This window comes from Pseudomonas sp. SMN11, assembly GCF_052041945.1.
Taxonomy (GTDB): domain Bacteria; phylum Pseudomonadota; class Gammaproteobacteria; order Pseudomonadales; family Pseudomonadaceae; genus Aquipseudomonas.
In genome coordinates this window covers 25517-46988 of record NZ_JBKGGW010000042.1, presented here as the reverse complement: position 1 = coordinate 46988, position 21472 = coordinate 25517, and the positions used below count along the sequence as shown (strand labels likewise).

Annotated in this window: 25 protein-coding genes; 5 read left to right on the top strand and 20 right to left on the bottom strand. The window is 63.9% G+C overall.

Annotated elements, in window-relative coordinates:
• Positions 1-18: 18 nt before the first annotated feature.
• Together ACLEJU_RS25265 and ACLEJU_RS25260 are read right to left on the bottom strand one after the other, a co-directional pair.
• The gene (locus ACLEJU_RS25265; RefSeq protein ID WP_435423750.1) at positions 19-945 is read right to left on the bottom strand and encodes a class I SAM-dependent methyltransferase; all 927 of its coding nucleotides are present in this window, start codon (positions 943-945) and stop codon (positions 19-21) included.
• 33 nt (positions 946-978) lie between these two features.
• A complete protein-coding gene (locus ACLEJU_RS25260; protein WP_435423749.1) occupies positions 979-1875 on the bottom strand; it encodes a DMT family transporter in 897 nt (298 codons plus the stop codon).
• A gap of 133 nt (positions 1876-2008) precedes the next feature.
• On the opposite strand from ACLEJU_RS25260, the gene ACLEJU_RS25255 reads away from it, so the two are divergent.
• The 3 genes from ACLEJU_RS25255 to ACLEJU_RS25245 all read left to right on the top strand — a co-directional run bounded on the left by ACLEJU_RS25255 (position 2009) and on the right by ACLEJU_RS25245 (position 5181).
• Positions 2009-2446, top strand: a complete 438-nt coding sequence (locus ACLEJU_RS25255) for an Lrp/AsnC family transcriptional regulator (RefSeq protein ID WP_103446532.1) — start codon at positions 2009-2011, stop codon at positions 2444-2446.
• Between the two features lie 457 nt (positions 2447-2903).
• A complete protein-coding gene (locus ACLEJU_RS25250) occupies positions 2904-4436 on the top strand; it encodes an NCS1 family nucleobase:cation symporter-1 (RefSeq protein ID WP_435423748.1) in 1533 nt (510 codons plus the stop codon).
• 16 nt (positions 4437-4452) lie between these two features.
• Positions 4453-5181 carry an aspartate/glutamate racemase family protein gene (locus ACLEJU_RS25245; protein WP_435423747.1) on the top strand — a complete coding sequence of 243 codons (729 nt, stop codon included), beginning with the start codon at positions 4453-4455 and terminating at the stop codon, positions 5179-5181.
• Positions 5182-5284: 103 nt separating this feature from the next.
• On the opposite strand, the gene ACLEJU_RS25240 is transcribed toward ACLEJU_RS25245, so the two are convergent.
• From ACLEJU_RS25240 to ccmA, 18 genes are all read right to left on the bottom strand, one after another.
• Entirely contained in the window at positions 5285-6478 is a 1194-nt protein-coding gene (locus ACLEJU_RS25240) for a D-amino acid dehydrogenase (protein ID WP_435423746.1), read from the bottom strand.
• Positions 6479-6523: 45 nt separating this feature from the next.
• A complete protein-coding gene (locus tag ACLEJU_RS25235) occupies positions 6524-7186 on the bottom strand; it encodes a histidine phosphatase family protein (RefSeq protein ID WP_435423745.1) in 663 nt (220 codons plus the stop codon).
• A 199-nt stretch (positions 7187-7385) separates the two neighbouring features.
• Positions 7386-7871 carry a hypothetical protein gene (locus tag ACLEJU_RS25230; protein WP_435423744.1) on the bottom strand — a complete coding sequence of 162 codons (486 nt, stop codon included), beginning with the start codon at positions 7869-7871 and terminating at the stop codon, positions 7386-7388.
• 313 nt (positions 7872-8184) lie between these two features.
• Positions 8185-8523, bottom strand: coding sequence for an FKBP-type peptidyl-prolyl cis-trans isomerase (locus ACLEJU_RS25225; protein ID WP_435423743.1), 339 nt, complete (start codon positions 8521-8523; stop codon positions 8185-8187).
• 39 nt (positions 8524-8562) lie between these two features.
• Positions 8563-9504, bottom strand: coding sequence for a DMT family transporter (locus ACLEJU_RS25220; protein ID WP_435423742.1), 942 nt, complete (start codon positions 9502-9504; stop codon positions 8563-8565).
• A 97-nt stretch (positions 9505-9601) separates the two neighbouring features.
• Positions 9602-10009, bottom strand: coding sequence for a GFA family protein (locus ACLEJU_RS25215; protein ID WP_435423741.1), 408 nt, complete (start codon positions 10007-10009; stop codon positions 9602-9604).
• Between the two features lie 77 nt (positions 10010-10086).
• Positions 10087-10875 (bottom strand): PhzF family phenazine biosynthesis protein, encoded by a 789-nt coding sequence (locus tag ACLEJU_RS25210; protein ID WP_435423740.1) that lies wholly within the window; start codon positions 10873-10875, stop codon positions 10087-10089.
• Between the two features lie 47 nt (positions 10876-10922).
• Entirely contained in the window at positions 10923-11861 is a 939-nt protein-coding gene (locus tag ACLEJU_RS25205; protein ID WP_435423739.1) for a 2-hydroxyacid dehydrogenase, read from the bottom strand.
• 219 nt (positions 11862-12080) lie between these two features.
• Entirely contained in the window at positions 12081-12500 is a 420-nt protein-coding gene (locus ACLEJU_RS25200) for a hypothetical protein (protein ID WP_435423738.1), read from the bottom strand.
• Between the two features lie 12 nt (positions 12501-12512).
• Positions 12513-13700 carry a c-type cytochrome biogenesis protein CcmI gene (gene ccmI / locus ACLEJU_RS25195; RefSeq protein ID WP_435423737.1) on the bottom strand — a complete coding sequence of 396 codons (1188 nt, stop codon included), beginning with the start codon at positions 13698-13700 and terminating at the stop codon, positions 12513-12515.
• Positions 13693-14169 carry a cytochrome c-type biogenesis protein gene (locus ACLEJU_RS25190; RefSeq protein ID WP_435423736.1) on the bottom strand — a complete coding sequence of 159 codons (477 nt, stop codon included), beginning with the start codon at positions 14167-14169 and terminating at the stop codon, positions 13693-13695. The genes ccmI and ACLEJU_RS25190 overlap by 8 nt, the downstream gene beginning before the upstream one ends.
• Positions 14166-14702, bottom strand: a complete 537-nt coding sequence (locus ACLEJU_RS25185; protein WP_435423735.1) for a DsbE family thiol:disulfide interchange protein — start codon at positions 14700-14702, stop codon at positions 14166-14168. Before ACLEJU_RS25185 ends, ACLEJU_RS25190 begins: the two co-directional genes overlap by 4 nt.
• A complete protein-coding gene (locus tag ACLEJU_RS25180) occupies positions 14699-16672 on the bottom strand; it encodes a heme lyase CcmF/NrfE family subunit (protein WP_435423757.1) in 1974 nt (657 codons plus the stop codon). Before ACLEJU_RS25180 ends, ACLEJU_RS25185 begins: the two co-directional genes overlap by 4 nt.
• A gap of 11 nt (positions 16673-16683) precedes the next feature.
• Positions 16684-17139 (bottom strand): cytochrome c maturation protein CcmE, encoded by a 456-nt coding sequence (gene ccmE, locus ACLEJU_RS25175; RefSeq protein ID WP_435423734.1) that lies wholly within the window; start codon positions 17137-17139, stop codon positions 16684-16686.
• Entirely contained in the window at positions 17136-17312 is a 177-nt protein-coding gene (gene ccmD, locus ACLEJU_RS25170) for a heme exporter protein CcmD (RefSeq protein ID WP_103446517.1), read from the bottom strand. The genes ccmE and ccmD overlap by 4 nt, the downstream gene beginning before the upstream one ends.
• Entirely contained in the window at positions 17309-18076 is a 768-nt protein-coding gene (locus tag ACLEJU_RS25165; protein ID WP_159411485.1) for a heme ABC transporter permease, read from the bottom strand. The genes ccmD and ACLEJU_RS25165 overlap by 4 nt, the downstream gene beginning before the upstream one ends.
• A gap of 45 nt (positions 18077-18121) precedes the next feature.
• Complete coding sequence (gene ccmB / locus ACLEJU_RS25160; protein ID WP_435423733.1) at positions 18122-18799, bottom strand: heme exporter protein CcmB; 678 nt, start codon at positions 18797-18799, stop codon at positions 18122-18124.
• The gene (ccmA, locus tag ACLEJU_RS25155; protein WP_435423732.1) at positions 18787-19419 is read right to left on the bottom strand and encodes a cytochrome c biogenesis heme-transporting ATPase CcmA; all 633 of its coding nucleotides are present in this window, start codon (positions 19417-19419) and stop codon (positions 18787-18789) included. The genes ccmB and ccmA overlap by 13 nt, the downstream gene beginning before the upstream one ends.
• Before the next feature lie 132 nt (positions 19420-19551).
• On the opposite strand from ccmA, the gene fliK reads away from it, so the two are divergent.
• Positions 19552-21111, top strand: a complete 1560-nt coding sequence (gene fliK / locus ACLEJU_RS25150; protein WP_435423731.1) for a flagellar hook-length control protein FliK — start codon at positions 19552-19554, stop codon at positions 21109-21111.
• On the top strand, positions 21108-21449 hold the full coding sequence (locus ACLEJU_RS25145) for an EscU/YscU/HrcU family type III secretion system export apparatus switch protein (protein ID WP_435423730.1): 342 nt from the start codon (positions 21108-21110) through the stop codon (positions 21447-21449). The genes fliK and ACLEJU_RS25145 overlap by 4 nt, the downstream gene beginning before the upstream one ends.
• Positions 21450-21472 lie beyond the last annotated feature (23 nt).

Sequence of the window (21472 nt, the reverse complement as noted above, 5' to 3'; positions counted from 1 at the left end):
CGGCCGGCACAGGTAACTTTATACCTGGCGGAATACCAATGCTTTGAGCCCCCCTGCCGGGTCCACATCGGGAAACTCCGGCGGGTTTTCCAACCGCTCGACGAAGGCCAGCGAAGGCGCCTGCTCCGCCATCCCTTCGATCAGAAACTCCGGCCCGATCCCCGGGTCGTTGACGCAGGCCAGCACCGTCCCACCTTCACTCAACAACTCTGGCAAGCGCCGCAGGATCTTGGCGTAGTCCTGGGTCAGCACGAAGCTGCCACGCTGGAAGGTCGGTGGGTCGATGATGATCAGGTCGTAAGGCCCGTACTTGCGCACCTTGCCCCAGGACTTGAACAGCTCATGCCCCAGGTAGGCGACCCGCGATGCATCGTGCCCGTTCAGGCGATGATTATCGCGTCCCCGCGAAAGCGCTGACTTGGCCATGTCCAGGTTCACCACCTGTTCCGCACCGCCAGCAATCGCCGCCACCGAGAAGCCACAGGTGTAGGCGAACAGGTTCAAAACCCGCTTGCCCGCCCCCTGCTCACGCACCCAACGCCGGCCGTAGCGCATGTCGAGGAACAGGCCGTTGTTCTGCCGCACACCCAGGTCGAGCAGATAGGTCAGGCCGTCCTCGACCACCTCGCGCTGCTGGCAAGGTTCGCCCAGCAGCCATTGGCCTGGGCTGTCGGGCAGATAACGATGCTGGATGAGGATCGCCTGGCCGGTCCATTGCGGGCGTTCGGCCAGGTTGCGCAGCATGGCTTCCAGCTCGCCCAGCTGGCCCTCTGGCGGTTCGCGGAACAGCGCCACCGACAGTACACCCTGCAGCCAGTCCACCGTGACCTGCTCCAGGCCCTCCCAGCAACGACCGCGGCCGTGGAACAGGCGGCGGGTTTCTGCAGGGGCAGGGTCAATGGCAGCGAGCAGGTGCTGTTCGAGGGTGTGGATCGGCGAAGTCATGGCGGGTCGCAAGCAAATGAAAAGGCCGCCATTCTACCCCTTGGCCGGCACTTGTGCAGAACGGAACCACCAGCCCTGCTGCATGCCGGCTGCCGCCAGCAGTATCAACGCCACCCCCACCCACTGCAGCGGCGCCAGGCGGTGCCCGAAGGCCACCCAGTCGACCAGGATCGCGGCAATCGGGTAGATGAACGACAGCGCACCGGTCAACGCCGTCGGCAGGCGCTGGATGGCGCTGTACAACAGCACATACATCAAGCCGGTGTGGACCATGCCCAGGGTCACCAGGCTGGCCAGCGCCGACGGCTCGCCAGGCAGCCCGCCCAGTTTCACCCACGGCGCCAACAGCAGCACCCCGGTGGCGACCTGGATCAACGCGATCAGGTGAGGTGGCGTGCCTTTCAGCCGTTTGATGATCAACGCGGCAATCGCATAGAGGAAGGCCGCGCCCAGCGCCAGACCAATGCCTTGCAAGTAGTCCTCACCACTGGCCTGCCCCGCGCCGTGGGCACTGACGATCGCCAGCATGCCAAGGAATGCCACGCTCAGCCAGGTGACCTTGGCGGCGGTGATCTTTTCACCCAGAAACAGCGCCGCCAGCCCCACCAGCATGAACGGCTGGACGTTGTACACCGCCGTGCCGATGGCAATCGACGCCCGCGAGTAGGAGGCGAACAGCAGCACCCAGTTCCCAACGATGGCCACCCCACTGGCGATGGCCAGCAGGAATGCGCTACGGGTCATCACGCCCGGCTTGAGAAAGCCGAACGCCGCGCAGATCGCCACCAAGGTGCCAGTACCGAATACGCAGCGCCAGAACACCACTTCCAGCACCGGCTGCCCCGACACCAGCACGAACCAACCAATGGTGCCGGAAATCAGCATGGCGGCGACCATTTCCAGCGAGCCACGGCGCAATGAACTCTCCATCTCACACCTCCCTTGGATGATGGCCATAGTATGCAGAGGGTAGCCATGCACCTTCCAGCGGATATCCAAGGCAGACCAGCCAGTTCACCTTTACTATCAAGGCAACATTCTTGATTTGCCTGATGAGGTAAGCATGACCGACGCAATCGACCAACTGCTGATCAATGCCTTGATGGAAGACTCACGCCGCTCGCTCAAGGCCCTGGCGCAGATCAGCGGCCTCTCCGCTCCCAGCGTCAGCGAGCGCCTGCGCCGCCTGGAAGAGCGCGGCGTACTGCGTGGCTACACCGTGGAAGTCGACCCGCGCAGCTTCGGCTACCAACTGCAGGCGATCGTGCGCATTCGCCCGCTGCCGGGACAGTTGCAGGAGGTGGAGCGGCAGATCATCGCCATACCCGAGTTCACCGAGTGCGACAAGGTCACCGGCGAGGACTGCTTCATCGCGCGGCTGCATGTGCGCTCGATGGAGCAGCTCGATACCCTGCTCGACCGCATCAATGTCCTGGCCGAAACCAACACCGCGATCATCAAGAAGAGCCCGGTGAAGCGACGGTTGCCGCCGATGGACTGAATGTATCCAGTAGAACCGCAAAATGTCTATTTTTTGTACACAAAAATGTCACCTTAAGTGCCATTTTTGTGTGCAGTTTTCTAGGTAACGCCCCAATACGTTACACATCCCGCGCAACTAATTCTGACCAAATGATCAACTAACAAGCCAACTTGAAAATTAAACCTGTTCATTTGGTCAGCTTATATTCCCTTCATTTCATAAACTTAATTTTCAATCGCTTAGATTCAAACTAATGGCCATCGCCAACTCGTTTTTCTCTGGCATGGAACTCGCTTTTGTGTGTTCGTGTTTTGTATACAAACCTTACGGAACATAAATACACAAAAACTCGCGACGCCGGCACAACACCGGCCGCCGCGCCCAGAACCCAGTGATGCCAAGCTGCACCGACGAGATGGCGAGCCCGTGCGCATGCCCGCTCATCGCAGTCCACGTGCATCAGGAGCCTGCCGGAATGAGTACCAGCCTCGACCTTGCCCCTGAACTATCCGTCGCCAGCACCAGCCCCTCTTCTACCCTTGCAGGCGAGATGCCGCCGCTCGCATTGAGCCCACGCCTGCATAACCGAGACCTTGCCCCCACCCGTATCGAAGGCCGCCGCTGGGGCCGCTACAGCATCTTTGCGCTGTGGACCAACGATGTGCACAACATTGCCAACTACTCCTTCGCCATGGGCTTGTTCGCCCTTGGCCTGGGTGGCTGGCAGATCCTGCTGTCGCTGGCGATCGGCGCGGCACTGGTGTACTTCTTCATGAACCTGTCCGGCTACATGGGACAGAAGACCGGGGTACCGTTCCCGGTGATCAGCCGCATTGCCTTCGGCATCCATGGCGCGCAGATCCCGGCGCTGATCCATGCGGTCATCGCCATCGCCTGGTTCGGCATCCAGACCTACCTGGCCTCGGTGGTGCTGCGCGTGCTGCTCACTGCCGTGTGGCCGCAGGTCGCCGCCTATGACCACGACAGCATCCTGGGCCTGTCTAGCCTGGGCTGGGTGTGCTTCGTGGCGATCTGGCTGGTGCAGCTGGTGATCCTCGCCTACGGCATGGAGATGGTGCGCCGCTACGAGGCCTTCGCCGGCCCGGTGATCCTGCTGACCGTGGCCAGCCTGGCGGTGTTCATGTACTTCAGGGCCGATGCGCGCATCGCCTGGTCGGTGGCCGAACCGCTGACCGGCTATGAGATGTGGCGCAACATCTTCGCCGGTGGCGCCCTGTGGCTGGCGATCTACGGCACCCTGGTGCTGAACTTCTGCGACTTCGCCCGCTCCTCGCCGTGCCGCAAGACCATCCGCGTCGGCAACTTCTGGGGCCTGCCGGTTAACATCCTGGTGTTCGCCATGATCACCGTGGTGCTGTGCGGCGCGCAGTTCCAGATCAACGGCCAGATCATCGACAGCCCGACCCAGATCGTCGCCAGCATCCCCAGCACCCCGTTCCTGGTGCTCGGCTGCCTGGCCTTCCTGATCGTCACCGTGGCGGTGAACATCATGGCCAACTTCGTCGCGCCGGCGTTCGTGCTGAGCAACCTGGCGCCCCGCCACCTCAACTTCCGCCGCGCCGGGCTGATCAGCGCAACCCTGGCGGTGCTGATCCTGCCCTGGAACCTCTACAACAGCCCGCTGGTAATCGTGTACTTCCTGTCCGGCCTGGGCGCCCTGCTCGGCCCGCTGTACGGAGTGATCATGGCCGACTACTGGTTGCTGCGCAAAGGCCGCATCAACGTGCCGGAGCTGTACACCGAACACCCGACCGGTGCCTACCACTACAGCAAGGGCATCAACCTGCGCGCCGTGGTTGCCTTCGTGCCCGCGGCACTGCTGGCCATCATCCTGGCGCTGGTGCCGAACTTCCATGGCATTGCGCCGTTTTCCTGGCTGATCGGCGCCGGCATCGCTGCCGCGGTGTACCTGCTGATCGCCCCGCGCAACCGCCAATACCACGATGTCAGCGGCGAGTGCATCGCCGTCGACCACAGCAGCCATTGATCAAGGAGGACTGCCCATGCGTATTCTGATCGCCAACGTCAACACCACCGAAGCCATCACCGAGGCCATCGCCGAGCAGGCGCGCAGCGTCGCTGCGCCCGGCACGGAAATCATCGGCCTGACCCCTTGGTTCGGCGCCGAATCGGTGGAGGGCAATTTCGAAAGCTACCTGGCCGCCATCGCCGTGATGGACCGGGTGTTGGCCTACGACGGCCCCTACGATGCCGTGATTCAGGCTGGCTACGGCGAGCATGGCCGCGAAGGCCTGCAGGAGTTACTCGACGTGCCAGTGGTGGACATCACCGATGCCGCCGCCAGCACCGCCATGTACCTGGGCCACGCCTATTCGGTGGTGACCACCCTTGACCGCACCGTGCCGCTGATCGAGGACCGCCTGAAGCTGTCCGGGCTGTATGACCATTGTGCCTCGGTGCGCGCCAGTGGCCTGGCTGTGCTGGAACTGGAAGAAGACCCGCAACGCGCGGTGGAGGCCATCGTCGAGCAAGCCGAACGTGCCGTACGTGACGACAAGGCTGAGGTGATCTGCCTGGGCTGTGGCGGGATGGCCGGGCTGGATGAGCAGATCCGCCAGCGTACAGGAGTGCCTGTGGTCGACGGCGTGAGCGCGGCGGTGACCATTGCCGAGTCGCTGGTGCGGATGGGGCTCAGCACGTCCAAGGTGCGCACCTATGCCACACCGCGGGCGAAGAAGGTGCTGGGCTGGCCGATGAAGTTCGGGCGTTAATACCGCTTCGTCTGTTCCGGCCTCTTTGCGGGGCAAGCCCGCTCCTACAGAATCGCGCTGGACCTGTAGGAGCGGGCTTGCCCCGCGAAAGGGCCGGCACATGTCAACACAGTAATCGAGCCAACCGCTCCCCGCTGCCACAGGCCAAGGTAAACCCCAAAGCTCCATGCCCCAGGTTCAGCCACAGGTTGCGATAGGCGCAAGCCCCTACGATGGGTACCCCGGTCGGCGTCGCCGGTCGCATCCCCGCCCATTCCACCGCCCCCGCGTAATCCGCCGCCCGCGGCAACGTCTCCAGCGCCTGCCGGCGCATGCTGTCGAGCCTGCGCGCATCCACCGTTTCGTCGTAGCCGACGATATCCACCATCGCTGCTACTCGCAGTTGCTCGTCGAGCCGCGCGTAGACGATCTTGCGTTCGTAGTCAGTAATGCTTAGCTCAGGCGCCCGATGCTCCGTGGCTATCGGTGCCGTCAGGCTGTAACCCTTGAGTGGGTAGACCGGCAGTCGCAACCCCGGCAGCGCCAGCCCGGCACTTCGATGACCGGCGCACAACACCAGGCGCTCGACATCCATCTGTTCACGCCCCAGTTGCAGTGCCACCACCTGATCATCACGTGTGATCAGGCGCGTGACCGGGTTGCCCAGCAGGAACTGGCACCGCCCGGATGCGCGCAAGCGCTCTGCCAGCCGCTCGCAGAAGCGATGGCAATTGGCGACTTCTTCATCCGGGGTCAGCACGGCGCCGATAAAGGGCGCATCCGCCAACGCCGGCTCCAGCGCCCTGACGTCGCTGGCACCGAGCACTCGTTGACGATCCGGATCGAGCAGATGCTCACGCCCATGGGCGAACGCCCGCTCACTGCGAAAGGCCACCAGCTTGCCGTTCTGCCGCCAGGCAAAGTCGCTCAGGCCGTCGTCTTCACGCCAGCGTTTCAGGATGGCCTGGCTGTGCAAGGCCAGCTCCAGCAGCTGTGCGGCGTTACGGCGATTGACGCTGCTGCGGCAAGCCATCACGAACGCCAGCAACCAGCGCCATTGGGCAGCATCCAGACGCAAGCGCAGGCGCAGTGGCGAGTCGCCCCGCAATAACCAGCCAAGCGCCTGCCACGGCACACCGGCGTCGGCCAGCGGCGCCACATAGCGATAGGAAAGTTGCCCGCCATTGGCAAAGCTGGTCGCCGAGGCCAACTGGTCTCGCGCCTCAACCAGCACCACCGGCAGGCCTTCGCGCACCAGCGCATAGGCCGTGGCCAGGCCGACAACGCCACCACCGATTACCGTCACCCGTTGCGTCATTGCCCTTCCCTGTCATGGCTTCCCTGCCAAGACAGTAACAGCGGATCAGGTCGGGCAGCTATGGGCGCCGCCGTTGAGGCCCTGGCGCACGTTGCGGCTGAGCAGGCTGGCCTTGCCGTCGTGCCAGGTCAGGGTAAGGACGTAGAGGGTATCGAAATCATCGCCATTCCAGTCTTCGGTGATCACCCGCTCATCACCCAACGCCTTGCCGGCCACGGCATTGATCAGTTCCGGCAGGTAGCCATGGGACCAGGCGGTATAGACCGTGGCGTTGCGGTACTTCTCGCTGACCAGTTCGTCGGCGAGCTCTTCGGTGTCGTTGGCAGCGAAGTCGATATTGACCGGCAAACCCAGGCGAATGGCGCTGGGGCTGATGGTCATCAGCGGGCGGATGTAGCTGTAGCTCTGGTCCTGACTCCCTTCCTCGACATGCCGCGTGGGGTTGGCCGCGAACACGTAATCCGCCTTGCCGAAACGCTCCGGCAGCAAGGTCGCCAGGTCCAGCGCGCGATTGAGGCCTTGGCAGTTCAGTTGCCCCAGGCCTTCACCAGGCTTTTCGGCATGGCGCAGGAACACCAGCGTCTGGGTGCCGTCGACCGGTTGAGCGCGGCTTTCGACCACTTCCAGTGCCAGCGGCGCAGCCGCAGCGACGAGGGCCAGGCTGAGCAACAGGTGGCGGCGACGTCGAATGAAAGATGGCAACTTCATGTAGGCAGGCTCTTGTGGCAAAAGGTATCTGGGTACCCGCCACATTGCCCCGCGGCCCATGCCGCAGGGCATCCGTGTTAGTGATTGCCATCCTTGGCAACGAGCAGGACTCAGAGTGTCCGCAACCCGTTTGGTTCCTCCTTGAGTGTGGATGCCGTTCCCTAGGCAAGGATTACGTTAGAGCATGCGTGTTGCGGAATTATGTCGAGTGCGAATCGGTGATGACCACATCGAAGACCTGCTCGATCACCTGTTTCGGCCCCTGGTTCAGACTCCAGGTAAAGAACACGAGAAACCCGAGCAAGAAAACGAAGAGAACAGAGCCGACGAGACTCTGAGCGACGCCCAGCCAAAATCCTGGTTTGGCATTTCTGATTTCGATGCTGGCCTTTTCGGAATAGAAGCGATCGAGCTCAGCAGCCTGGGTGGCAATCGATGCGTCCAGAAACCCCTGAACAAGCTGGCTCGCCTGATTGCGATAGCTTTCCAGCTGCGTAGGGCTGTTACTGACATCGTGAAACGGAGCCATGTTTTCGTCTCTTGGCTCCCTGTCATGCTTGACCTTGAAGGACTGGATAAACTCAATTTTCTGTCGTTTGTACAACGAGTAGGCAATGATCCCGAGCGTATCCTGATCACTTTCCACAAGGACCGAGTAGATGTGGTTGTAACAGCCATCGGCCATGAGACTGTTAGTCCTTCCGTAGACGTGTGTATGCGCTTTCAAACGCCGCGTTCAGCTCCGAACGGGTTTTCCGAGTACTCGTTAGAACACCTGCGAGTTCCCGTGGCAGAGGAACTTCCATTCGGCCACCCGACGCCACCAGCAGAGCGTTCGCTTCACGGATAACCTTCGAGGAAAAGTGCGATTTCATGGGCATGGCACCCTCTTGACTCGTTGAGAGCTGCAAGGTTAGCCGTCTGGCAAAAACACCACAATCAGATGCAAACCAACAGATCGTGTAGTCCTTTTCCGCCAAGTGTAGGAAGCGGACTACTCAATCATCCCGCGTCAGCACTTCCAGCAATTCGATCTCGAAGGTCAGGTCCGAATTCGGCGGAATCGCCCCCACGCTACGTTCGCCATACCCCAGGTGCGCCGGCACCTGCAGCTTGCGCTTGCCACCCACGCGCATGCCCATCAGCCCCTGGTCCCAGCCTTTGATGACACGGCCGGTGCCAATCACGCACTGGAACGGTCTGCCACGCGACCACGACGAGTCGAATTCGCTGCCGTCGGCCAGCCAGCCGGTGTACTGGGTAGTGATAAGGGCGCCTTTGACGGCGGCTTTGCCGTCGCCTTCGACGAGTTCGGTGATCTGCAGTTCGCTGCTCATGGGCAAGCTCCAACGCTGGAATTCAAGGGCGCCCTTTTCTCAGGAATGAACCGGTTTGGCAAGCTCACGTGGTGTTCCATGCTGACGCATCGACCACAACACCCCGCCAATCACCAGCATGATCGCTGCCGCTTCCAGCAGGCTCGGCCCGGCTTGCCGCCAGAGGAAGGCATACAACAGCGCGAACAGGGTCTCGAATACGATCAGCTGCCCGCTCAAGGTCAGCGGCAAGCGTTTGGACGCAGCGTTCCACAGCGCCGTAGCCAGCCACGAACCGAGCACTGCACAGCCCAGGCAAGCGCCCCAGAACAGCCACCAACGCGCCATCGGTGCCTCCACTTGCAGCTGCTGCGGCTGCCACATCGCCAGGGCGGCCACCATCAGCAGGCTGCTCAGGCCGGTCAGCACGCCGATCAACACCGACCACTGGTGGCTGTCGAAATGCCCACTCTGCTTCAGATAACGGCTGTTCTGCACCGCGTACCAGGTCCAGCAGGCGAGCGCGGCCAAGGCGTAGAATAGCCCCATGAGCTTGTCGCCGATGTCGCCCGGGGCGAAGGCAAAGGTCTCCAGGTTGATGCACAGCATGCCGGCAAGAATCAGCGCCAGCGGGCCGACCAGCCGCCGGATCGGCACTGCACCGCTGTCGTTGCGGCCATACAGGGTGATGGTCAGCGGCAACACACCGACGATCAGTGAGGCAGGTGCCACGCCCAGGCGCTGGATTGCCGCCACCAGGCAGATGAAGTACAGCAGGTTGCCGATCACTGCCAGGCGCAGCAGCATCCAGCCATCCGCCAGGGTCAACTGGCGCAGCTGCCGGGCCATCGGCACCGCCAGCAACAACGAGATCAGGCCGACCATCGCATAGCGCACGCTGCTCAGCAGCATCGGGTTGAACTCCGGCAACAGCTCCGGAACCATCAGTACCATGCCCCATAACGCACCGGCCCCGCCGGCATACATCACACCGCGCTTCACGCTTTCCGCTCCTGTTCGTGGATGCGCGCAGGCTAACGCTGTGCAGGGCCGACGGCAAAGGATCTTTGCGCATGCGGGCATTCCTGTGGGAAATGGCTCAGCCAAACTGCTCGAAGGCTTGCTCGCCGGTCAATTCCTTGGTCGGGTTGGCAAAGCAATACCAGGCGGGTTTCTGCTCGACGAATATCTGCAGGTCGAAATCCCAGGCCTCGTCGCCATCCAGCAGGCCTACCGGGACCGCATAGTGGTCCTTGTCCTTGAGCCGGTAAAAAAGGTGCGTGCCACAACGGCTGCAAAAACCACGCTGGGCCCACTCGGACGAGTCGTAGACCGCCGGCGCCCGCCCCTCGAAGACCGGCGTGTGGCTGCAGTCCACGACCAGCAGCGGGCCGCCTGTCCATTTGCGGCACATGTTGCAATGGCAGGCGCTGATGTGGGTATTGTCGACAGTGACCCGCAGACGGGTTTCACCGCAGAGGCAGCTGCCGTTTTTTTCCAGGGTCATGATGGGGCTCCTTGCAGATTGGGTCAGCAAGTATAGATCGGGCCCCACAGCTCGGAGCCCTCAGCCTATCCGTTCGGTCAGATGTACACCCTACCGCGCAGGTACAACGCCGCACGCCCACTAATGATCACCCGGCCATTGCCTGGGACTTCACAGTGCAACTGCCCTTTGCGCGCCCCCCCCTGCTCGCAGCTCAGCGAGGACTTGCCCAGTCGCTCGGCCCACAGCGGCGCCAGCGAGGTATGCGCAGAGCCCGTGACCGGGTCTTCATTGACGCCGACCCGCGGGCCGAACCAACGGGTGACGAAGTCGTAGCCACGGCCAGCGGCAGTGACCGCGATGCCACGCACGTCGAATGCCGACAAGGCGACGAAATCGGGCTTCAGCGGGTCGAGCAGCGCGGCGTCATCGACCACTACCACATAGTCGTCGGAGCGGTAGACGGCCTTCGCCGCGCTCAGGCCCAGCGCCTCCAGCAAGCCGGCCGGCACCTCCACGGCTTGCGGCTGCTTGGCCGGGAAGTCCATGGCCAGCAGGCCGTCGGCGCCACGGCTGACCCGCAACTCGCCACTGCGGGTGTTGAAGCGCAGCACTTCGGCTTGCTCGCCCAGTTGTTCGAACAGCACGTAGGCCGAGGCCAGTGTGGCGTGGCCGCACAGGTCGACTTCAACGGTGGGGGTGAACCAGCGCAGGTCGAACGTCTCGCCATTGCGCACGAAGTAAGCCGTTTCCGACAGGTTGTTCTCTTCGGCGATGCGTTGCAGCACATCGTCCGGCAGCCAGCTTTGCAACGGGATCACCGCCGCCGGGTTGCCACCAAAAGGCTCAGCGGAGAAGGCATCGACCTGGAAGATTTCGAGTTGCATCAAACGCTCCTTGTGATCCGGGCAATGCCGGGTGGGTATCGAAAGAGTTACGCGCGGACCGGCGTGAGCACCGGTTCGCCGGCAAAAAAAGCCTGCAGGTTGCGCAGCACCAGGGCCACGGTGTCACGAGCGGCCTCGGGCGACTGGCCGGCCACATGGGGCGTGAGCACCGTATTGCTGAGGGCCTTGAGGGCATCTGGCACGGCGGGTTCGTCATCGAACACATCGAGTGCGGCACCGGCAAGCCGGCCTTGTTCAAGGGCTGATACCAGCGCCTGGGTGTCGACCACGCTGGCCCGGGCGATATTCACCAGGTAACCCTCTGCGCCCAGTGCCTCGAGCACCTGGGCATCGACCAGATGGCGGGTGTTGGCGCCACCCGGGGTGGCAACGACCAGGATGTCGACGGCATCGGCCAGGTGCAACGGGCTGTCATACCAGGTGTAAGGCACGTCGGTTCGCGGGGTGCGGCTGTGATAGCTGATATTCATGTCGAAGCCCAGGCTGGCGCGTTGGGCGATGGCCTGGCCGACCGCGCCGAGCCCTAGCAGGCCCAGGCGCTTGCCGCTGACCGACGGGCTGATCACCCGGTTCCACTCGCCACGACGGGTGCTGGCATCGGCGCGAGGGATGTCGCGCAACAGCGCTAGCAGCATGGCCAGGGTGTGGTCGGCGACTGCCGCGGCGTTGGCGCCGGCGCCATTGGTGACGGTGATGCCACGGGCGGCAGCGGCGGCCAGGTCGACCTGCTCGTAGCCAGCCCCGATCACGCAGATGATCTGCAGCTTGGGCAAGGCGGCGATTTCAGCGGCGGTCAGGCCCAGCGGCCCACGGGTAAGCACGGCGGCTATCTGGCCGGCATGGCGCTGGATGGCGTCGGCGCGCATTTGCGGGGAGGGGGCACGAATCAGGCGGTAGCCGGCCTTTTCGAGTAATGGCAAGTAATCATCGACGGTTTCTACCAGTACCAGGACTGTCTTGCTCATGCCACCTCCGAGTCAATTCGAAAGGGCATTATGCGGAGTCAACGGCCAGTACAGTCAATCGAAAAATAAGGGGAAACTGTACTGTATGGGTTATCAGGTCAGTAGGAGCGGCCTTGTGTCGCGAAAGGGCTGCAAGGCAGCCCCAGCAATCGATGCTCTGTCGCCGAAATCCTGGGGGCCGCTTCGCGGCCCTTTCGCGACACAACGCCGCTCCTACAATTACTGCCCGTAAGCGCGCCCCAGCCCGCCGGGTACACCGCTGCTGTCGGTTTCCTGCCATGGGCCGTCCGGGTTCAGCGACCAGCTCCAGCCATTGTCATAGCGGTAGTAGGTGCGCTGCCGGTAAAAGACATTGGTCTTGTTCTCCAGCACATACACCCCGAGCTTCGGATCCCAATGGCTGGCACCACCCGGCGGTGGTGCGAAGCTGGCGGAGGTGCGTGGCATCGGCTTGGGAATCGCCGCAGGCTTGCTCGGCTGTGTCGATGGTTGACCACCTGGCAGCGGTTTCACCGCAGGCCCCTGATGCGGCGGCACTGTCTCGATCGGCGGCGATGGCTGCTCATAGGGTTGATGCGCCGTACACGCGGACAACCCCAGGGCCAGGGTGATCAGGGTCAGGCGGACGGTGCTGTGCATGGCATTGTTCTCTTACTGGTCTGGGCTGTCGATGGTCAGGTGCTGGGTGGCCTGGGTGGTATTGGCCAGGGGCGCGCCCTGGCCGACCCACTCGCCGCGGGTCGGCTGGCCGGCGCGCGATACGCGTGCAACCAGTTGGACTTCGGCGAACTGGGACAGTTTCATCTGCGGCAGCATAGCGTCAGCATCGGACAATTCCACCTCCAGCGGCAATTGCGCCACGGTGACCCGCTTGGCCGCCAGCGGCATGGGCGGGCCGTTACTGGCACGGGCGAAGATGAACACGGTGTCGTCAGGCTTGACCTTGTCTTTGAGCGCCGTCGCCAATTCCACCCGCACCTTCAGGCGGGCTGCAGTGGCCTGCACTTTGCTGCCGGTGCTGCCCAGGCGCTCTGCGGCGCGGTCGATGCCACCTTGGAGCGCCGCCCGCGAGGCATCGCGTTCGGGCAGTTGCGCCAGCAGGCGGTTCCAGTAGTCGATGGCTTCCTGGTAGCGCTCGCCCTCGAAGGCGGCGATGCCCCGCAAGCCAAGGCTGGTGACTTCGTTCGGGTCGGCCTTGAGCGCTTCGTCGGTCAGCGCCTGCACCTGCGCGCTCCATTTTTTCTCAGCGGCGAAATACAGCGCCTGGGCCCACTGGCCCAGCAGCTCGGGCTGGCGACCGGCCAGTGCCACGGCGCGCTCGTAGGCCCGTGCCGCATCGGCCGGGCGCTGCTGGGCCATGTAAGCCCGGCCCAGGAAGTACAGGCCTTCGGCCGAGTCCGGCTGTGCCTGCACGGCACGCTCGAGGCGCGTGGTCATTTCGTCCATTGTCTTCGGTGCCGCGGCGAATTCCTGGGTCAGCTCGACCTTGTCCGCTGCGCCGAAGTGCAGGTACAGCCCCAATGCCAGTACTGGCACCAACACCGCCGCCAGCAATGGCAGGGCTTTGCCCAGGTGCCCCTGGCGTGCGGGTTCCGCGCCTTCGGTGTCGGCCAGCAGCTCACGGGCCGCCTCGTCGCGGCCCTTGGCCATTTGCGCCTCGTCGAGCACACCGGCGGCCTGCTGGGCGGCCAGTTCGGCGACGCGCTCCTGGTACAGGGCGACGTTCAACGCGGTGCGGTCTTCTTCCTGCTGCTGGCGACGGCCACGCAGGATCGGGATCAGCAGAAAGCCGAGGGCAGCGAGCAGCAGCAGGCCCGCGCTAAGCCAGAATTCAGTCATGGGTCTGTTCTTTTTCCAGCAGTTTGGCGAGACGTTCGCGTTCTTCGACGGACAATTCCTGAGCAGCCTGAGACGCCGGGCCACGGCGACGGCGAACGATCACCGCCAGCACCACGAAGCCACCGGCCAGCAGGATGCCCGGGCCGAACCACAGCAACCAGGTGCGGCCGCTGAGCGCCGGCTTGTAGCGCACGAAGTCGCCATAGCGGTCGACCATGAAGTCGACGATCTGCTGGTTGCTCTTGCCTTCGCCGAGCATGCGGAAGATCTCGCGACGCAGGTCGGCGGCGATCGGTGCGTTGGAGTCGGCGATGTCCTGGTTCTGGCACTTGGGGCAGCGCAGTTCCTTGGTCAGCTGCTGGTAACGCTCGCGCTCGGCGTCATCGCGGAACTGGTAGGTATCGATGGCCGCCCTGGCCACACCGGCCAGGCTCATGCCCAGCACGGCAGCTGCCAGCCAGCGCCTCATGGCTTGACCTCGTCGACCAGGCCTTGGTACAGCGGCGCCAACTGCTCGCGCCAGACGTCGGCATCGACGATGCCGACGTGCTTGTAGCGGATGATGCCCTTGGCGTCGATGAGGAAGGTTTCCGGCGCGCCATACACGCCCAGGTCCAGCCCCAGGCTGCCCTGTTCGTCGCGGATATCCAGCTGGTACGGGTTGTGGAACTCGGCCAGCCACTTCTGCGCAGCAGCGTTGTCGTCCTTGTAATTGATGCCGTGGATCACCACGCCCTGCTGGGCCAGCTGGTTCAGGTACGGGTGCTCGACCTTGCACGACGGGCACCAGGTGGCCCACACATTGACCAGCGCTGGCCGGCCGTGCAGGTCGGCCTGGGTCAGGTTGCGGTCACCCTGGGTCGACGCCAGGACGAACGCCGGGAACGGCTTGCCGATCATCGCCGATGGCAGCTCGTCGGGCTTCAGGAACAGCCCCTTGTAGAGGAAAACCGCCATCAGCAGGAATACCGCCAGTGGCACCACCATGATCCAACGCTTCATGCAGCAGCTCCAGACACGCCCAGGGCTTCACGCACCCGGGTCTTGACCTTGACGCGATAGCGCCGGTCGAAGGCCGCCAGCAACCCGCCCAGGCCGGTCAACAGACCGCCCAGCCAGATCCAGCGGACGTAAGGCTTGATATGCACGCGCACCGCCCAGGCGCCGTTCTCCAGCGGCTCGCCCAGGGCAACGTACAGGTCCCGGGTGAAACCGGCATCGATGCCGGCCTCGGTCATCATCGACTGCTGCACGGTGTACAGGCGCTTTTCCGGGTGCAGGGTGGTCACTTCGCGGCCGTCGCGGCTGACCACGATGGTGCCTTTGTCGGAGATGAAGTTCGGCCCCTCGAAGTGCTTGGCACCCTCGAACAGGAAGTGGTAACCACCCAGCTCGACGCTCTCGCCCGGTGCCATGCGCAAATCGCGCTCGGCGCTGTTGTTGCTCGACAGCACCACGCCCAAGGCACACACCGCCAGGCCCAAGTGCGCCAGCTGCATGCCCCAGTAGCTACGGGAAAGGCCCTGCACGCCCTTGGTCAGGCCCTTGTGGCGGGTCTTGTCGACGATGTCACGCAACCCTCCAAGCACCACCCAGGCCGCCAGTGCGAAGGCGCTGAGGATCGGCCAGTCGAGATCGTCGACGACGAAGCCGGCGACCGGCGCCAGCACCGCGCTGCCGATCAGCACCGGGGTCATCATGTTTGCCAGCCACTTGCCGGGGGTGTCCTTCCAGCGCACCACCACGCCCACGCTCAGCACTACCATCAGCAGCGCCATCAGTGGCAGGAACAGGGCATCGAAGTAAGGTGGACCGACCGACAGCTTGGCCCCGGTCAGGGCATCGAGCACCAGTGGGTACAAGGTGCCCAGCAGGATCATCGAAGCCGCCACCACCAGGATCAGGTTGTTGGCCAACAGCAAGGTTTCACGCGACCACAGGGCGAAGCCGACCTGGCTCTTGACCACCGGGGCGCGCAGGGCGAACAGGGTCAGCGAGCCACCTACCACGAACAGCAGGAAGATCAGGATGAAAACGCCGCGCGCCGGGTCCGCAGCGAACGCATGCACCGAGGTCAGCACCCCGGAGCGCACCAGGAAGGTCCCCAGCAGGCTGAGCGAGAAGGCAGCAATCGCCAGCAGCACGGTCCAGCTCTTGAATACGCCGCGCTTTTCGGTCACCGCCAGCGAGTGGATCAGCGCAGTACCCACCAGCCAGGGCATGAACGAGGCGTTTTCCACCGGGTCCCAGAACCACCAGCCGCCCCAGCCCAGTTCGTAGTAGGCCCACCATGAGCCCAGGGTGATGCCGACGCCGAGGAAGGCCCAGGCGACGATGGTCCAGGGCCGCGACCAGCGTGCCCAGGCCGCGTCCAGGCGCCCGCCGAGCAGCGCGGCGATGGCGAAGGCGAAGGCTACCGAGAAGCCCACATAGCCCATGTACAGCATCGGCGGGTGGACGATCAGGCCGAAGTCCTGCAGCAGCGGATTGAGGTCACGGCCGTCGGTCGGCACCTGCGGCAGCAGGCGCTGGAACGGGTTGGAGGTAATGATCAGGAAACTCAGGAAACCGACGCTGATCATGCCCATCACCGCCAGCACACGGGCCAGCATCACCTGCGGCAGTTGCCGCGAGAAGATCGACACGGCAAAGGTCCAGCCACCGAGGATCAGTGCCCACAGCAGCAACGAGCCTTCGTGGGCGCCCCAGACGGCACTGAACTTGTAGTACCACGGCAAGGCGCTGTTGGAGTTGCTGGCCACATAGGCGACCGAGAAGTTGTCGGTCATGAACGCGTGGGTCAGGCACGCGAAGGCAAACACCAGGAAGGTGAACTGGCCCCAGGCCGCCGGGCGCGCCAGGCTCATCCACAGGCTGTCGCCCCGCCAGGCACCTAGCAGCGGCACCGTGGCCTGCACGGCGGCGAAGCAGATCGCCAGGATCATCGCCAGCTGACCGAGTTCGGGGATCACCAGTGCCGCGTTCATGGCTTGGCCCCCGCACCGTTGGCCGCCTGGCCGCTTTCCTTCAGGGCCTTGGTGACCTCGGGTGGCATGTACTTCTCGTCGTGCTTGGCCAGCACTTCGTCAGCCACCACGACGCCCTCGCCATTGAGCTTGCCGAGGGCAACGATGCCCTGCCCTTCACGGAACAGGTCCGGCAGGATGCCGCGGTAGGTGATTGGCACCGACTTGTTGAAGTCGGTGACCACGAAGCGCACGTCGAGTGAATCGGAGGAACGTTGCACCGAGCCCTTCTCGACCATGCCGCCGGCACGAATGCGCGTGTCCAGCGGCGCCTCGCCGTTGGCGATCTGGGTCGGGGTGTAGAACAGGTTGATGTTCTGCTGCAGGGCGCTCAAGGCAAAGCCGACGGCTACCGCAACTCCGACCAGCAGGCCGAGGATAATGAACAGGCGTTTCTTGCGCTGCGGATTCACTGGTGGTTCTCCCGGCGCAAACGGCGCGCCTCATCTTGCAAGTAGCGACGGCGGGCCAGCAGCGGTGCAGCGACATTCAGCGCCAGCACCGCCAGGCAGATGCCATAGGCCGACCAGACATACAGGGCATGGTGGCCCATGGCGAGAAAATCGCCGAACGAAGCAAAACTCATCGCGCGGCCCTCCGCCCCAGGCTGTTCAACACTTCATCCTTGACCCAACTGGCGCGCGCCTCGCGCTTGAGCACTTCGAGGCGCATGCGCAGCAGCAGCACGGCCCCGAAGAAGCAGTAGAAGCCCAGCGCTGTGCACAGCAGCGGCAGCCACATCTCGGCCGGCATCGCCGGTTTTTCGGTGAGGGTGAAGGTCGCGCCCTGGTGCAGGGTGTTCCACCACTCCACCGAGTACTTGATGATCGGAATGTTGATCACGCCGACAATGGCCAGCACCGCGCAAGCCTTGGCCGCGCTGTCTCGGTTGCTGATGGCCTGGCCCAGGGCAATGATGCCGAAGTACAGGAACAGCAGGATCAGCATCGACGTCAGCCGTGCGTCCCAGACCCACCAGCTGCCCCAGGTCGGTTTGCCCCAGATGGCCCCGGTGACCAGCGCCACGGCGGTCATCCAGGCACCGATGGGTGCCGCGCACTGCAGGGCGACATCGGCCAGTTTCATCTTCCACACCAGCCCCACCACGCCGGCCACTGCCAGCAGTACATAGCAGGACTGCGCCAGCATCGCCGCCGGCACGTGGATATAGATGATGCGGAAGCTATTGCCCTGCTGGTAGTCCTCGGGGGCGAAGGCCAGGCCCCAGACCACGCCGGTGACCAGCAGCAGCACGGCGGAAACGGCCAGCCATGGCAGCATGCGGCCGCTGATGGCATAGAACCATTTCGGCGAACCCAGTTTGTGGAACCACGTCCAGCTCATTTTCATCAGGTACATCCAGGGTATTAGCCGGGCTTGAGAGCCCGGGACTCGTTATTCGCCGACGCTGATCTTCAGGCCGGCCGCTATCGCAAAGGGCGCCAGGGTAACTGCCAGGGCTGTCAGGCTGGCGAGCCAGAGCAGATGGCCAGTGGCAGGCATATTCTGCAATGCCGCCTGCAGTGCACCACTGCCCAGGATCAATACAGGGATATACAACGGCAGAATCAGCAACGCCAGTAACAAACCACCGCGCTTGAGACCGACCGTCAGCGCCGCGCCAACAGCGCCCAGCAAGCTCAATACCGGCGTGCCCAGCAGCAGTGAGCTGAGCAATACCGGCAGGCAGTGGCTAGGCAAGCCCAGCATCAGCGCCAGCAATGGCGCCAACAATACCAGCGCCAGCCCGGAAAAGATCCAGTGCGCCAGCACCTTGGCCAGCACCAGCATGGCCAGCGGGTGCGGCGACAGCACCCACTGCTCCAGCGAACCGTCCTCGAAGTCGCTGCGGAACAGGCCATCAAGCGACAACAACACGGCCAGCAAGGCCGCGACCCAGACCAGTCCAGGCGACAAGGTTTGCAACAATTGGCTTTCCGGCCCCACCGCCAGCGGGAACAGCGCCACGACGATGGCGAAGAATACCAGCGGGTTGGCCAACTCCGCCGGGCGGCGGAATAGCAAGCGCGCTTCGCGGCGCAGCAACAGGATGAATACGCTCATGCCGCCCATTGCCCCAGATTGAGTTCCCGGTAGCCGGACGGCTTGCGTTCCAGCGTGTGGTGCGTCGTCAGCACCACCGTGCCGCCCTGTTCGCAGTGAGCGGCCAGGTGCGCTTCGAGCTGGGCCACGCCCTGCTTGTCGAGGGCGGTGAAGGGTTCGTCGAGGATCCACAGCGGCGGGCTGTCCAGGTGCAGCCGGGCCAGGGCCACGCGGCGCTGCTGGCCGGCAGATAGGGTATGGCAGGGAACGTCTTCGAAACCGCGCAGCCCGACCGCTTCGAGTGCCGACCAGATGGCTTCAGGGGTAGCCGGTTGGTGCAGCGCACAAAGCCAAGTCAGATTTTCCTCCGCCGTCAGCAGGTCCTTGATACCGGCAGCGTGGCCGATCCACAGGAGGATGCTGGCCAGGGCGTGGCGCTGTTCGCCGAGCGGCTGGCCACCCAGCAGGATCTGCCCGGCAGTCGGCTGCATCAGCCCGGCCAACAGGCGCAGCAGGCTGGTCTTGCCGCTGCCGTTGGGGCCGCTGATCTGCAGCATGTCGCCGGGGCGCAGCTCGAAATCGAGGTGCTCGAACAACAGGCGCCAGTCGCGCTCGCAGGCCAGGCCCACGGCTTGGAGGTGAAGGGTCACGGATTCGCCTTATCTATATGCTTCTCAAGTCGCCCCACTCGCTGCCGTTATACTGGCAGTGACAGGCGGCAGGCATTATTACATGTGCTGCCACGCTGCCAAGAGGGCGGGCTCCACAGGTTGTATACAATCATGACTGAAATCAATAGTCTCGGCGCACAAACCGCCATCAATCCGCAGGCGATCAAGGCCCAGCTGACCGGTGAGCTGCTCAACCTGACCCAGGCCCAACCCGGCTTGCTCAAGCCCGGCGAAACCGCCCAGGCCGAAGTGCTGACGATGCGCCAGAGCGGCAGTAGCTTCCAGTTGGTGCTGCAAGTGATCCAGGCCAGCGGCAGCCATACCCAGGTCCAAGCCACTGCCAGCCAGCCGCTCGCGCAAGGCAGCCAGTTCACCGTCAGTCAGCCCGAGAGCAACCGCCTGGCTGTCATGGTGCAGCAGGCCAGTGCCAACAACGTCGCCACCCTCACCCAGCTCGATACCAGCAAGGTGCCAGTCGGCACCCTGCTGCAGGGCAAGGTCCTGACCAACCAGCCATTGCCCCAAACGGCGGGCGAAGTGGCCAGCTTCCGCTCACTGGTCAGCCTGCTCAACACTGCCCAGGCCGGAGCCACGCTGACCATCGACAGCCCGCGTCCATTGCCAATCGGCAGCCTGCTCAGCGCTCTGGTGCAAGGCGACCAGTCGCTGCGCTTTGTGCCACTCAGCGGTCGCCAGGAACAATTGAACATCGCCCAGCAGCTGCTGACTCAGCAGGGCCGCCAGGCCTCCCTGTCCGGTTTGCTCGGCGCGCTGCAGCAGATTGCCAACAGCCCGGGCAGTGACGGTGAACTGCGCAGCACCGCCAGCAACCTGCTGGCCAGTCTGCCGGATGCCCGCCAACTCAGTGACGGCAAGGCGCTCGCCCAAGCCTTGAGCAACAGCGGCGCCTTTCTCGAGGCCAAGTTGCTTGGCGGCATCAGCGCCAGCGTGGCCACCGACCTCAAGGCACAACTGGTGCGGCTGGTGGCGCAGGCCTCGGTCAGCGCGCCAGCCAGCCCGGTGACTGCCGCCAGCACCCTGGCCCAGGCGCTGCCGGCCATGGCCCGCAGCGCACTGGGCATGCTCGACCGGGTCAGCCCAAGGACACCGCCAGGCGCATTCCCGCTGCCATCACGGTTGCTGCAGGCCATGGAAAACGAAGGCGACCTCCAGCAATTGCTGCGCCTGGCCGCCGCCGCCATCTCGCGCCTGCAGAGCCACGCCCTCAGCAGCCTGCAACAATCCGGCACGCTGGATAACGGCAACCTGCAGACCACCTGGCAAACCGAAATACCTGTCCGCCACGGCCAGGAGTTCATCCCTCTGCAAGTGAAGCTGCAGCGCGAAGAAACCCCGGAACAACAGGCCGAGCGTCAGCAGCGTGAGCAACAAGACCCGCTGCAGGCGCTGTGGCGGATCGACCTGGCCTTTGATCTTGCCCCACTGGGCCCGCTGCAAGTCCAGGCACAACTGGTTCAAGGACGCCTGTACGGTCAGTTGTGGGCCGAGCGCGAGCAGACCGCGCGGCTGATCGACAGCCAGCTCGGCGCTCTGCGCGAACGCTTGCTGGCCCGCGGCCTGGAAGTTGGCGACCTGGAATGCCACCCCGGCATTCCACCACAGGGCCCGCGCACGCGGGTAGAACAACGCTGGGTGGATGAAACTGCATGATCGACAAGCAACCTCGACAGGCCATTGCCCTGAGCTATGACGGCCAGCAAGCTCCGACCTTGACCGCCAAGGGCGATGACGAGCTGGCTGAGGCGATTCTGGCGCTGGCCCGCGAACACGAAGTGCCGATCTACGAAAATGCCGAACTGGTGCGCCTGTTGGCGCGCCTGGAACTGGGTGAGCAGATCCCTGAAGCGCTTTACCTGACCATTGCCGAGATCATTGCCTTTGCCTGGCAACTGCGCGGCCGGGTTCCGGTCGGCTTCAGCGAAGAGCCTGTCGCCGAGCGCGACATCACGCCCGACCCATTGCGCCTGCCCCCAGGCCGATCCCTGTAGATATCTACCGCAGCCAGCGAGCC